Here is a 13,292-nt window from a genome sequence, read left to right as displayed (position 1 = left end):
ATGGCGGTGGGTCAGTTAGAACAACTTTGACTGAACCACTGCATCGGGGGGCAAGCCCCCTCCACATTGGAGTTATGTTGCTTTTAAGGTTTACGCCATACGCTGGCTAACCAGGGCTGCTGTTCCCGTGGCAAGCCGGCCGGTCGGTAGTAATGCTCCAACTCCACAAACCCCGCTGTCGTCAGCAACTCTTGCCACGCCGCCAAGTCGTGATACGACCCATACCGCGGCCCATTCCAGCCTTCCTGGTTCTCACCCCGTGGGTTGGAGCTGAACAGCACGCCCCCAGGCTTCAACGCGCCATGCAACTGCTTGAGCACACGCGGCAGTTCCTGCTTGGGGATATGAAACAGCACCGCATTGGCAAAGATCCCGTCGAAGCGCTCATTGGGTAAATCCAGCTTGAGAAAATCCTGCTGCAACACCTCGCAGCCGCTGTCTTCACGCGCCATCTGCGCGAACCGCTCCGAGCCGTCCAAGCCCACGGCGATATGGCCCATGCGGGTAAAGGTCTGCAAATCCCGCCCCGGCCCGCAGCCGAAATCCAGCACGGTGAACGGCGCGGTGCCGTGGATATGCCGCAGCAATGCGTCGATGTTCTGGCTGACATCGTGGTCGCGGGTGCCTTCGCGGAAATCCTCGGCCACCTTGTTGTAGTGGCCGAGGGTGGTGGACGTGATCTGGTCGAGGTCGTCGGGCTTGAGGGTCATGACGGGGATACCGGGCGCTGAGATGGCCCGACTATACCTCACCGCTTGTTCAGTACCCGCGCCAGGCGATCGCCGCCCAGTTGAATCACCGCCACCAGCACCACCAGCAGCACAATCACGGTGAGCATGATCTGCGTGTCAAAACGCTGATAGCCGTAGCGGTAGGCAATGTCGCCCAAGCCGCCTGCACCAATTGCGCCGGCCATGGCTGACGAGTTGATCATGGTCACCAGCGTAATCGTGAATCCGCCGACAATCCCCGGCAGCGCTTCCGGCAACAGCACGTGCCAGATGATGTGCCAGCGCCGGCAGCCCATGGCTTGTGCGGCTTCGATCAGACCGTGGTCGACCTCGCGCAGGCTCACCTCGGCGATGCGTGCGAAGAATGGCGTGGCCGCGATGGTCAGCGGCACCACGGCGGCCCAAACGCCGTAGGTAGTACCGACGATCAGCCGGGTGAACGGGATCAAGGCCACCATCAGGATCAAAAACGGAATCGAGCGGAACAGATTGACGAAGGCCCCGAGCACCCGGTTCAACGCCGGTGCCTGGTAGATGCCACCCTTGTCACTGGTCACCAGAAACACCGCCAGTGGAATCCCCACCAGCAACGCGATCAGCGACGACACGCCGACCATCAGCAAGGTGTCGATGGCGCCCTGCAATAAACGATCAAACCACATAGCCCAGCACCTCCACCTGTTGTGCCCAATTCGCGGCGCGGTTGCGCAGTTCTTCGGCGCTGTGGGGGGAGCCATTCACCGCCAGCAGCAATTGCCCCAAGGCATGGCCCTGGATGCGTTCCACGCCGCCTTGCAACAAGCGCACGCGCCCGCCGAGGGCGTTGAACAGCGCGGCCAGGTCCGGTTCGTCGCTGGCACTGCCGGTGAGCTGCAAGCGCAGCACCACGGCGCAGCCCGCAGATGACGGCGTGCTCTGCAAACGGCTTTGCAGTTCTTCCGGCAGCCCATGTTGCAATGGCGCCAGCAGGGTTTTGCTGACCTCATGCCGAGGGTTGCCAAACACTTCCCACACCGGGCCTTGCTCGACGATGCGTCCGTGTTCCAGCACTACCACGCGGTCGCAGATGTCGCGGATCACCGCCATTTCGTGGGTGATCAATACGATGGTCAGGCCCAGGCGCTGGTTGATCTCGCGCAGCAGGCCGAGGATCGACTGGGTGGTCTCCGGGTCCAGCGCGGAAGTGGCTTCGTCGCACAGCAAAATCTGCGGGTCGTGCACCAGTGAACGGGCGATGCCCACGCGCTGTTTCTGCCCGCCGGACAGCTGCGCCGGATAGGCCTTGTGCTTGTCCTGCAAGCCCACCAGCTCCAGCAGTTCGCGCACCTTCTGCTCACGCTGGGGCTTGGGCACGCCGGCGACTTTCAGCGGCAGCTCGACGTTCTGCCACACGGTCTTGGCCGACATCAGGTTGAAGTGCTGGAAGATCATGCCGATGCGCCGACGCAGCGCCACCAGGCGGTGTTCGTCGAAGTCGCCGATGTCCACCTGATCGATCAGCACGCGCCCGCTGCTCGGTTGCTCCAGGCGGTTGATGGTGCGGATCAACGAGGACTTGCCGGCGCCGCTGCGGCCGATGATGCCGAACACTTCACCGCGCTGGATCGCCAGGTCGATGCCTTGCAGGGCATGCACCGTGCCGTCGTAGGTCTTGCCCAGGTTGATAAAACGCACGTGGGCGCGGTTCAGGTCCGGACGCAGTTCAGTCTGCTCGGCGTCCCTGGGCGGTGTGCCCAGGTCGCGCAGTTGGGTGTTGGCGGCGATCATTTTTTAGCTTCCCAGCCCACTTGGTAGAGCTTGCCCAGGGATTTATCCAAGGCAGCACGCACCACCGGCGAGTGCTGGTAGATGTCGACGAACTTGATCACACGCGGGTCGGTTTTGCTCTTTGGTTGGATCACGAACTGGATCACGTATTCCGGGTGGTCGAGGCCGTCAAACAGCAGCGCCGATTCAGCATCGAAGGTCTTGGACAGGCGGATATAGGCCGGGTAGCCCTGCACCAGGTCGGCGTCGTCATAGGCGCGCACCAGTTGCACGGCCTCGACTTGCAGGATTTTGATTTTCTTTGGATTCGCGACGATGTCTTCTTCGGTAGCCTTGTAGCCCACGCCCGGCTTGAGCGTGATCAGCCCGGCCTTGGCCAGCAGTTGCAGGCCGCGCCCGCTGTTGATCGGGTCGTTGGCGATGGCCACGCTGGCGCCTTCCGGCAGTTCGTTGAAGTTTTTGTACTTCTTCGAATACAGCCCGACGTTGTTGATGATGCCCGGCGCGTAGGGCACCAGGTCAAACCCGGCCGCGGCCTTGGCGTTTTCCAGGAAGGGGATGTGCTGGAAGTAGTTCACGTCGATATCGCCGGCGGCCAGGCTGACGTTGGGCGCGATCCAATCGGTGAATTCCACCAACTCGACGTTCAGGCCCTGCTTGCCGGCTTCGGCGACGGCCGCTTCCAGGGGAATCGCGAAAGCGGCGGTGGTGCCGACCTTGAGCGGCGCATCGGCGGCGAACACCGCCGAGCTGAACAAACCGAGGGCCAGGGCCAGTGCTTTGACTGGGTGGGAGAACAGTATTTTTTTCATGGTCGATTTCCAGTCATAAAGTAGTGGTGCAAACAATGCAGATCCAATGTGGGAGGGGGCTTGCCCCCTCCCACATTTTTTACTCAGTGTCGGTAGGTAGATCCGGTGTGTTGTTCAGGGAGGCGGGCGGTGCGCTGGAAGACTTTTTCACGGAGTGTTCCGGCTTCATATGCAGTCTTGTACGACCCACGCTTCTGCAACTCCGGCACGACCAAATCGATGAAATCCACATAGCTCTCCGGCGTCACAATCCGCGTCAGGTTGAACCCATCCAACCCGGTTTCGCTGATCCAGGATTCCAACTCATCCGCCACCTGCTCCGGCGAACCCACCAGGGTGATATAGCGCCCGCCCAAGGCGTGCTGCTCCAGCAATTTGCGCCGGGTCCAGTCGTTGTTCTGCAGGTTCTTGGTGGCCGACTGGATCGCGTTGCTCTTCACGTACTGGATCGGTTCGTCCAGTTCGTACTCGGCAAAATCAATCGCGGTGGAGGCCGAGAAGTGCGCCACGCCGGCCTCTGCGCTGGCGTAGCTCAGGTACTCGGCGTGTTTGGCCCAGGCCAGCTCTTCGGTAGCGCCGACGATCACGTTGAGGCCCATGAACACCTTGATGTCATCCGGATTGCGTCCGGCCTCGACTGCGCTGGCGCGCACCTTGTCCACCTGGACTTTGGTCGACGCCTTGTTCTGCCCGCTGATAAACACGCACTCGGCATGGCGTCCGGCGAACAGCAAGCCACGGTCCGAACTGCCAGCCTGGAACAGCACCGGCGTGCGCTGCGGCGACGGTTCGCACAGGTGATAACCCTCCACCTGGTAGAACTCGCCGCGGTGCTCGACCTTGTGCACTTTGCCCGGCTGCGCGTAGATCCGTTGCGCCGGGTCGTTGATCACCGCGTCGTCTTCCCAGCTGCCTTCCCAGAGTTTGTAGAGCACCTCCAGGTACTCATCGGCCTGGTCGTAGCGGCGGTCATGCTCGACCTGCTCGGTGAGGCCCATGGCCTTGGCGGCGCTGTCGAGGTAGCCGGTGACGATGTTCCAGCCCACCCGGCCACGGCTCAGGTGATCGAGCGTGGACATGCGTCGCGCAAACAGATACGGCGGCTCATACGTAAGGTTGGCGGTGAGGCCGAAGCCAAGGTTTTTGGTGACGGCCGCCATCGCCGAGACCAGCAGCAACGGGTCGTTGACCGGCAGTTGGATCGACTCCTTGAGCGGCACGTCGATGGAGTGTTGGTAGACGTCGTACACGCCGACGATATCGGCGATAAACAAACCGTCGAACAGCCCGCGCTCCAGGGTTTGCGCCAGCTCGGTCCAGTATTCGATGGTCTTGTATTGGGTGGACGTATCCCGTGGGTGGGTCCACAGGCCGTGGTTGATGTGCCCGATGCAGTTCATGTTGAAGGCATTGAGCAGGATTTTTTTCTTTGCCATCAAATGGTCCCCCGCAGCGGCGGGTTTTCATCGTTGAGGTAGTAATTGCCCACGGCGTGGTACTTCCAGCGCACCGGGTCGTGCAGGGTGTGCACGCGGGCGTTGCGCCAGTGGCGGTCGAGGCCGTGCTCGGCCAGGGTCGCCTGGCTGCCGGCGAGTTCGAACAGCGTGCTGCCGGCGGCGAGGGAAATTTCGGTGCTCAGGGCGCGCACTTCGGCCACCGCAATCGAGGCGGCGGCAACGGTGTCGGCAGTGCTGTCAGCCTGGGCGCGGTCGAGGTATTCGCCCGAGCGTTCCAGCAGTGCTTCGGCGGCGTGAAGACGGATGCTCAAGTGGCCGAAGCTCTTGAGAGTCAACGGGTCCTCAGTGGCTTTGTCGTTGCCCGAATCGATCCACGGGCGGGTCTTGGTACGCACAAAGTGCAGCGCATCCTCAAAGGCGGCGCGGGCGATGCCGGTGTCGATGGCGGCGTGAAGGATCTGCGCCAGCGGGCCGACCGTCGTCGGGCGTTCGAAGGCGCTCTGGAACGGGATCACGTCCTGGGCGGCGACCCACACGTTGTCGAACACCACCGAGCCGCTGCCGGTGGTGCGCTGGCCAAAGCCGCTCCAGTCGTCAATCACGCTCAGGCCTTCGCTGTCGCGGGGGACAAAAGCCAGTTGCTGTACGCCGTGCTCATCCACTACCGAGGTGGGGATGCGCTGCGCGTAGATCGCACCGGTGGAGTAGAACTTGCGGCCAGTGATGCGAAAACCGTCGCCGTCGCGGGTGATGCTTGTGACGCGGTCGTGAGCGGTCCTGGTGCCCAGTTCGGCCAGGGCGTTGCCGAAGCGCTGGCCGGCGAGGACTTCGGCGTAGAGGCGTTGTTGCTGCGCCGGGCTGCCGTTTACGCGCAGCACTTCCAGGGCGTAGAAATGGTTCTGCGGGATCTGGCCCAGGGAGGCGTCGGCTTGGGCGATCAGCGCGATGACCTTGGCCAGGGTGACGTTGGACACGCCCGCGCCGCCGTATGGCTTGGGCACGCTGATGCCCCACAGGCCGGAGCGCGAAAACACGTCCAGCTCCGGCAGCGGCAGGCGGCGTTCGCGGTCGCGTTGGGCGCTGTCGCGGCGAAAGTCTTCGGCCAGGTCGCTGGCGACAATAAGGGCTTGTTCATCGCTGGTGATCACCGCGACGTGATGAGAAAGGGTCATGCGTATTTCTCCAGAGGTCTGGTCGGTTAAATCCAGGAGTGGCGAGCGGGTAACGTGCCGTTCAGGCGATAGGCGCCGATGGCGTGATACTTCCAGCGCACCGGGTCGTGCAGGGTGTGCACGCGGGCGTTGCGCCAATGCCGGTCGAGGTTGAACTCGGCCAGGGTGGCGCGACTGCCGGCCAGTTCGAAGAGCTTTTCGCTGACCAGCAGCGACACTTCGGTGGTCAACACTTTGGCCTCGGCCACGGCGATTGAGGCGCGGGCGGCGGACTGCGCGGTGATCGGCGCGGCGCTGACCAGGTCCAGCACCTGGCCGGCCTTGCGCAGCAGCGCTTCGGCGGCATGCAGCTCGATTTTGAGCTTGCCGATATCGGCGATCACATACAGGTCATCGCTGGCGCGTTCGACCTTGGCGTCAATCCAGGGGCGCGAGCGTTCGCGAACGAAAGCGATGGTGTCATCGAGGGCGCCACGGGCGATGCCGGCGTCGATGGCCGCCTGGATCAATTGCGACACGGCGCCCTGGATGTTCGGGCTGTCGCCGATGCGCCAGTTGTCGACCACCAGGTCGGCGTCGACCGGCACCTGGTCCAGCAGCACGGTGCCGCTGGCGGTGGTGCGTTGGCCGAAGCCGGACCAGTCATCGACGATGCGCAGCCCTTCGGTGCCCCGGCGCACGAACGCCATGACTTGCTTGCCGTCGTCGTTCAGCGCCTTGATCGCTACCCAGTGCGCAAACAACGCACCGGTGGAGTAAAACTTCTGGCCGCTGATCACGTAGCCGTCGCCCTTGGCGGTGATGCGTGCCTTGAGTTCCAGGGTGTTCTTGGTGCCCCGTTCCGGGCCGCCGTTACCGATGCGCCAGCCGTCGAGCACGCTCTGGAACAGCTGCTTTTTCTGGCGCTCGGTGGCAGCGCCCTGCAACAGATGCAGGATGCCGAAATGGTTTTGCGGGATCTGTCCGAGGGCCGGGTCTGCCGCGCTGATGATCGCGAACACGTCGGCCAGGGTCACGAAGGACACTTGCGGGCCGCCGTATTCGCGGGGAATGGAAATACTGCCCAGCCCGCTGCGGGTGAACTGTTCGAGCTGGGCCCATGGCAGCTTGCGTTGCTGGTCGCGCGTGGCGGCTTGCAGGCGCGCGGCCTGGGCCAGCTCACGGGCGGCGCTCAACGCCTCGGCGTCGCTGCGCAGCACGGCGGCCGGCAACAGCAGCGGTGCTACGTCCAGATCGCGTTGGGGGGGTGTTAGAGCCAAGTTAGACATCAGCGCCGCTCCTTGGCTGCACGTAATGCCCTGGCGTTGCGCACCGGGGTAATTCTGACCATACCGACCTCGCATTCAATGAAATGAAAACAGAAAAATCAAAGAGGTCCGGTGGTCCGGTGTATATACCCTAAGCGCGTTAAATATTTAAATAAACTAACTTTTGGGAATATGCATAGAAGGGCAGTCACCCAGGTTCGCAGGGTGAGCCGAGAGGGCGGGGTTGATAGACCGGCGCGGCGCCGGTCGGGCGGGTAGGCGCGCAGGCGGCAATGCGTAGCGTACGGGCCGGCGCCCAGCGCGAATTATTGCCGACACGGTCCAGAATGCAGTACGTCACTTCCAGGCGGCTGTCGTCACCGGCCTCGACAATCAACGTCGACGGCACCCACACCTGCACCGCGTGGCCGACGGCCTTGGGCTGGATCTTCGGCAGATCCAAGCGTGCATCTCCCCAGCGCAGGGTGATGGCATCGCCGGTGCACATGTGCAGGTAGGGCTCGATGGTCAGCGGAATACCCCGCCGTACCTGGCTGGCATTCACGCCGTAGCGGCGAATGGTCTCGGGCAGGCCCACCGGGGCAAGGTTCTGGTTTTCATCGCTGTAGAGGGCGCAGGGCAGGCCGCCCGGGTAGTTGGTTTTCACCCGCAGATGCGCCAGGGCCGAGCGTGCGGGGGCGCGGCCGACCTGCATGACCTGGTAATGAACCTGGGCGACACCCTCCTGCACAAAACTTTCCGGAACCCGCAGGCGAGTGGGCATGCCGACCTTGCACGCGGTCACCCGCCGTGAGGCCGCAAAACAGTTGTCCCAGAACAGCTCGATCAGGTCGCCTTCATCCATGCCGGGGTAGGGCGCGATATCGACCAGCAGCTGTGCAGCCGCCAGGGCATTGATGCCGTTTCGAAAGGCCTGGGGCAACGTAGGGGCGCCGAGCAGGGCCGGGGTTGCGGTGCGCGTCATAAGTAATCTCCTTGATGCAGCCAGCAGCAATCGTTCCAGCCCTTTGGCGCGGGTGCGCAGGGGGGCTGAACGGAACGATTCAGTGAGTAGCCGGGATAGGATCCAATCCTCTGGGCCTTAGATAAGAGGGTTGACCAGGGGGCGTCAATGGCGGCAAAAGGCTAAACGGCGGGTTTGGGGATATTCAGATGCGTCTGACTGGGCGGGGGACTTTAAGGGGGGGATTGCGCGGGTGTTTTACCGGTGGGGGCGAGGACTTGCTGTAGGAATACAAATAATGGAGAGGAAGCGATCTGCCTCTCCATGTTCAGGCGCTCGTCAGTGAGCCAAAAACTTGCTCAGGAACTGTCTGGTGCGTTCTTCCCTGGGGTTGGCAAACAACGCCTTGGCTTCGCCCTGCTCCACGATCACACCCTTGTCGAAAAAGATCACCCGGTTGGCCACGTCTCGGGCAAAGCTCATCTCGTGGGTGACGATGACCATGGTGCGATTCTCCTCAGCCAGGCTGCGGATGGTCGCCAGCACTTCACCCACCAGCTCAGGGTCGAGGGCCGAGGTGGGTTCGTCGAACAGAATCACCTCCGGCTCCATGGCCAATGCACGGGCAATCGCCACGCGCTGTTGCTGGCCACCGGAGAGGCGCCGTGGGTAGGCGTCTTCCTTGCCCGCCAGGCCAACCCTGGCCAGCAGCTTGCGGCCCAAGGCAACAGCGTCGTCGTACGGCATTTTCTTGACCACGGTGGGGCCTTCGATGACGTTTTCCAGCGCGGTGCGATGGGGGAACAGGTTGAAGTTCTGGAACACAAAACCCACGTGTTGGCGCAGGCGCCGCACCAGGCCTTGTTGCTGGTTGAGCGGTTTGCTGCCGTCGATCTGGATGTCGCCCACCTTGATGCGGCCGCTGGTGGGTTCTTCGAGGAAGTTCAGGCAGCGCAGGAAGGTGGTCTTGCCGGAACCGCTGGGGCCGATGATGGCGACGACTTCGCCTTCCTTGACCTCAAGGTCGATGCCGTTGAGCACCACCTGACCGTTGAATTGTTTGGTCAGTTTTTCAACCACGATCATGCTTCAAGACTCCAGGTCATGCCGGTTGACCCGGTCTTCCAGACGATTTTGAAAATGCGCCAGGATGCTCGCCAGTATCCAGTAGATCAGGGCGGCGGACAGATACATGGTGAAAATTTCAAAGGTGCGCGCCGACACCAGTTGCGCCTGGCGAAACAGCTCCGGCACCTGGATGGTGGCGGCCAGCGCCGTGTCCTTGACCAGCGAAATAAAACTGTTGCCCAGCGGCGGCAGCGCGGTGCGCATCGCCTGCGGCAGGATGGCCCGGCGCAGGGTCTGCGCACGGGTCATGCCGATACTGGCCGCGGCTTCCCACTGGCCACGCTCTATGGACGCGATGGCGGCCCGCAGGATTTCACAGGCATAGGCGGCCATGTTCAGCGAAAAGCCGATCATGGCGGCCGGGATCGGATCCAGCTCGATACCCACTTGCGGCAAGCCGTAGTAGATCAAGAACAGCTGTACCAGCAAGGGCGTGCCGCGAAAGAACGACACGTAGACGCGGGCAGTCCAGCTCAGCAGCTTGAAGCGCGACAGGCGCATCAACGCCAGGCCAAAGCCCAGCAGCAAGCCGAAAAACATGCCGCCGAGGCTGAGGATCACCGTGTAATACGCGCCCTTGAGCAGGAAGGGCGCGGAGTCCAGCGCGAGTTGGAGACTTGCCTCCATTATTGAGTGACGTCAGCGTTGAAGTATTTCTCGGACAGCTTCTTCAAGGTGCCGTCGGCGCGCAGCTTGTCGAGGGCCTTGTTCACGGCTTCCAGCAGTTCAGGCTCGCCTTTGCGCAGGGCAATACCGGCTTCCTGGCGGGAGAAGGCGTCGCCGGCAGCGGCGGTGTCCGGGGCTTTCTTGGCGTATTCCAGGGCGGCCAGGCGGTCGATCAGGATGGCGTCGATACGGCCGACTTTCAGGTCCTGGAATTTGGTTGGGTCATCGTTATAGGTCTTGATGATGGCTTTGGGTTGGTTGTCCTTGAGCCATTGTTCGTAGTTGGTGCCCAGGCCGACACCGACTTTTTTACCGGCCAGGTCGTCGGCGGTCTTGATGCTGTCGACGTTCTTCTTCAGCACCAGCGCCTGGATACCGGAGACGGTGTAAGGCGTGGAGAAATCGTACTTCTTCTTGCGCTCTTCAGAAATGGTCACTTGGTTGACCACAGCGTCCAGGCGCTTGGATTCCAGGGCAGCGAGGATGCCGTCCCATGGCGTGGCCTGCAGCTTGACCTTGACGCCCAGCTCCTTGGCCAGGGCTTCGGACAGCTCGACTTCGAAACCGCTGAGCTTGCCGCTTTCATCGACGAAGCTGAACGGTGGATAGGTGCCTTCCAGGCCGATCTTGATCTCGCCGGCCTTTTTGATGTTGCCCAGTTGCTCGCCGGCAACGGCCTGGCCCAGCAGGCTGGCACCGAGCGCCAGGCCCAGAGTACCGACCAGCAATGTGCGACGGAATGCGGAAATAGTCATGAAGAGCCCCTGTGTTTTTATGTTGAGCGAAGCAGGTGACGCGGTAGTCGTATCCTGCCTTAAAGCGCGAAGCGCGTCTTCGCCTTCGGCGCGATGATAAAGCCAGGTTTTAAGACTTGAAAATAATATAAATCTTAATTGATATTCCATTTGTGAATATGTGTTGGGTCTAATGTGGAAGGGAGCAAACCCCCTCCCACCTGTTGATCCCTGTTTATTCAGTTAAATGCGGTGTTGTAAGCAAACAACGCCGGGGCCCCGCCGGTATGCAGGAAAATAATCGGGCCGTCTTCAAAGCGCTGACGCCCGATGCCATCCAGCAGGCCGGCCATGGCCTTGCCCGTATAGACAGGGTCGAGCAACAGGCCTTCCTGGCTGGCCAATAGCTTGACCGCTGAGAGGGTGCCGGCGTTCGGTTCGCCATAACGCGGGCCGAAGTATTCGTCCCACAGGATGACCTTGAAGGCCTCAGGAATATCCACACCGAGCAGCTCGGCAGTGCGTTCGGCCAAGCCCTGTACTTTCGGAAACTGCGCTTCTTCCGTGCGCGAAACGGTGATGCCGATCACCGGTAATGTCGGCAGCGCTTCACTCAACGCCAGGGCCAGGCCGCTGTGGGTACCGGCACTGCCGGAGGCCAGCACCACGGCGGCGAATTCGATGCCGCTGTCTTCGATCTGCGCGGCCAGTTCCAGGCCGGCGCGCACATAACCCAGGGCGCCGAGAGCATTGGAGCCGCCGATGGGTACCAAGTACGGCTTCCTGCCGTTGCTGCGCAGGCGGTCGGCGAGGGCGTTGAGTTGGTCGTCGACGTTATCGAGGTTTTCCACCAACTCAACTTTCGCGTCGAACAGTTCCAGCAGCAGGCGGTTGCCGTTGCCGAGGTAGTTGGGGTCGTCGGTGCCGGTGGGGTTTTCCAGCAGCGCGACGCAGCCCAGGCCGAGTTTGGCGGCGAGGGCGGCGGTCTGGCGTACGTGGTTGGACTGGATGGCGCCAGCCGTCACCAGTGTGTCGGCGCCCTGGGCGATGGCATCGGCGGCGAGGTATTCGAGTTTGCGCAGCTTATTGCCGCCCATGGCCAGTGGCGTGGTGTCGTCGCGCTTGACGTAGATGTCACGTCCCAACCAGGTCGACAGCCGTTCGAGTTTTTCCAGGGCGGTGGCGCCGCCGAGCAGGTCCAGGCGGTTAAAACGGTCGAGCTGTTGCTTGATCATGGCTACGCACGGTGGCTAAGGGATAAAGCGACTATAGGCAGGCACTTTTCATCGGGCAACCGTCAATCGCTTATGCCCGATGGTTCTTAGCATCACACCATTGGTTCTTAAGGGCGGCTAAGGTGCATACCGTAAAGTGATGGCCATTACGTCAGGAGTGAATACCGTGAGTGAGCGTTCCAGCCATTGGCAATTACAGACCATCGTCAGCCAGCTGCGCGGCGCCCGAGACGCGTGGCGAACGCGCAATGGTCGCTTGAGCGGAGAGCATGGCGGCCGCGAGTTGCCGTCCCGAGAAGCCGTTGCACAAATCCTCGAAGCCTTGTGCGGCGCGCTGTTCCCGATGCGCCTGGGGCCGGCGGATCTGCGTGAAGAAAGTGAAGACTTCTACGTCGGCCATACCCTCGACGTCGCGCTCAATGCCTTGCTCGCCCAGGCACGTCTGGAGCTGCGTTATGCCGCACGGCAGGGCGGCCAGGATGACAGCCAGATTGATGCCCACGCTATCCGCCTGATCCAGGATTTTGCCCTGGCGTTGCCGTCCCTGCGCAGCCTGCTGGACACCGACGTACTCGCCGCCTACCACGGCGACCCGGCCGCGCGCAGTGTGGATGAGGTGTTGCTGTGCTACCCGGGGATTTTGGCGGTGATTCACCATCGCCTGGCCCACCACCTGTACCGCGCCGGTTTGCCGCTGCTGGCGCGGATCAGCGCGGAAATCGCTCACTCGGCCACCGGCATCGACATTCACCCCGGCGCACAGATCGGCCCGAGTTTCTTTATCGACCATGGGACGGGTGTGGTGATTGGCGAAACCGCGATCATCGGCGAGCGGGTGCGTATCTACCAGGCGGTCACGTTGGGCGCCAAGCGCTTCCCTGCGGATGAAGACGGGCAGTTGCAGAAGGGCCATCCGCGTCACCCGATCGTCGAGGATGATGTGGTGATCTATGCCGGGGCGACGATCCTGGGGCGGATCACCATTGGCAAGGGTTCGACCATTGGCGGCAATGTGTGGCTGACACGCAGTGTGCCGGCTGAGGCGAACATCACCCAGGCGAATCTGCAGCATGATGATGGGGCGCAGAAGTAAAGAACCAGCACCGTCACCAGGTGGGAGGGGGCAAGCCCCCTCCCACATTTTGACGGCATTCCACACCGAGGCCGTATTTCAGTCAGCAGCCGCTGAACGATTTGTTTTGTTCGCCCGTCATACCACTCAGCCCTGCGATTAGTCCATAACCGCCTATTCATGTTTAACTTGAACGTTCGTTCAAGTTAAACCCGGTGGTTCGCTGCCCGCTCACAACAGGAGGCTTACCTTTGCTGAGTCCGTTATTTACAGCCACATCCTTCAACCTCGGGGTGCATCGTTCATG

Annotated in this window: 13 protein-coding genes; 1 reads left to right on the top strand and 12 read right to left on the bottom strand. The window is 62.0% G+C overall.

The annotated features are described in order from the left end of the window. Positions 1-83: 83 nt before the first annotated feature. The 12 genes from IQK56_RS12685 to IQK56_RS12630 all read right to left on the bottom strand — a co-directional run bounded on the left by IQK56_RS12685 (position 84) and on the right by IQK56_RS12630 (position 11,913). On the bottom strand, positions 84-710 hold the full coding sequence (locus IQK56_RS12685) for a class I SAM-dependent methyltransferase (RefSeq protein ID WP_150762460.1): 627 nt from the start codon (positions 708-710) through the stop codon (positions 84-86). A 38-nt stretch (positions 711-748) separates the two neighbouring features. Further along, a complete protein-coding gene (locus tag IQK56_RS12680; protein ID WP_056858169.1) occupies positions 749-1,393 on the bottom strand; it encodes a methionine ABC transporter permease in 645 nt (214 codons plus the stop codon). Further along, the gene (locus IQK56_RS12675; protein ID WP_193864135.1) at positions 1,383-2,498 is read right to left on the bottom strand and encodes a methionine ABC transporter ATP-binding protein; all 1,116 of its coding nucleotides are present in this window, start codon (positions 2,496-2,498) and stop codon (positions 1,383-1,385) included. Before IQK56_RS12675 ends, IQK56_RS12680 begins: the two co-directional genes overlap by 11 nt. Then, a complete protein-coding gene (locus IQK56_RS12670) occupies positions 2,495-3,310 on the bottom strand; it encodes a MetQ/NlpA family ABC transporter substrate-binding protein (protein ID WP_122306822.1) in 816 nt (271 codons plus the stop codon). The genes IQK56_RS12675 and IQK56_RS12670 overlap by 4 nt, the downstream gene beginning before the upstream one ends. Before the next feature lie 83 nt (positions 3,311-3,393). Continuing rightward, the gene (locus IQK56_RS12665) at positions 3,394-4,746 is read right to left on the bottom strand and encodes an LLM class flavin-dependent oxidoreductase (RefSeq protein WP_122306823.1); all 1,353 of its coding nucleotides are present in this window, start codon (positions 4,744-4,746) and stop codon (positions 3,394-3,396) included. After that, positions 4,746-5,939: an SfnB family sulfur acquisition oxidoreductase gene (locus IQK56_RS12660; RefSeq protein ID WP_150676242.1), complete on the bottom strand. Its 1,194-nt coding sequence runs from the start codon at positions 5,937-5,939 to the stop codon at positions 4,746-4,748. Before IQK56_RS12660 ends, IQK56_RS12665 begins: the two co-directional genes overlap by 1 nt. A gap of 26 nt (positions 5,940-5,965) precedes the next feature. Next, complete coding sequence (locus IQK56_RS12655) at positions 5,966-7,207, bottom strand: SfnB family sulfur acquisition oxidoreductase (protein WP_193864134.1); 1,242 nt, start codon at positions 7,205-7,207, stop codon at positions 5,966-5,968. A 187-nt stretch (positions 7,208-7,394) separates the two neighbouring features. Further along, positions 7,395-8,171, bottom strand: coding sequence for a hypothetical protein (locus tag IQK56_RS12650; RefSeq protein ID WP_122306826.1), 777 nt, complete (start codon positions 8,169-8,171; stop codon positions 7,395-7,397). A gap of 318 nt (positions 8,172-8,489) precedes the next feature. Next, positions 8,490-9,236, bottom strand: a complete 747-nt coding sequence (gene tcyN / locus IQK56_RS12645; RefSeq protein WP_122306827.1) for an L-cystine ABC transporter ATP-binding protein TcyN — start codon at positions 9,234-9,236, stop codon at positions 8,490-8,492. Positions 9,237-9,239: 3 nt separating this feature from the next. Next, positions 9,240-9,905: a cystine ABC transporter permease gene (gene tcyL / locus IQK56_RS12640; protein ID WP_112192942.1), complete on the bottom strand. Its 666-nt coding sequence runs from the start codon at positions 9,903-9,905 to the stop codon at positions 9,240-9,242. Beyond that, positions 9,905-10,699: a cystine ABC transporter substrate-binding protein gene (tcyJ, locus tag IQK56_RS12635; protein ID WP_150762198.1), complete on the bottom strand. Its 795-nt coding sequence runs from the start codon at positions 10,697-10,699 to the stop codon at positions 9,905-9,907. The genes tcyL and tcyJ overlap by 1 nt, the downstream gene beginning before the upstream one ends. Before the next feature lie 218 nt (positions 10,700-10,917). Next, a complete protein-coding gene (locus IQK56_RS12630) occupies positions 10,918-11,913 on the bottom strand; it encodes a D-cysteine desulfhydrase (RefSeq protein ID WP_193901715.1) in 996 nt (331 codons plus the stop codon). Between the two features lie 166 nt (positions 11,914-12,079). Between IQK56_RS12630 and epsC the strand changes: the two genes are divergently transcribed. After that, positions 12,080-13,006: a serine O-acetyltransferase EpsC gene (gene epsC / locus IQK56_RS12625; protein WP_099584393.1), complete on the top strand. Its 927-nt coding sequence runs from the start codon at positions 12,080-12,082 to the stop codon at positions 13,004-13,006. The last annotated feature ends 286 nt before the right edge of the window (positions 13,007-13,292 follow it).

Source organism: Pseudomonas cyclaminis, from assembly GCF_015163715.1.
GTDB classification, from domain to species: Bacteria; Pseudomonadota; Gammaproteobacteria; order Pseudomonadales; family Pseudomonadaceae; genus Aquipseudomonas; species Aquipseudomonas cyclaminis.
The sequence above is the reverse complement of the archived record's forward strand: the minus strand, read 5'-3'. Positions and strand labels throughout refer to the sequence as shown.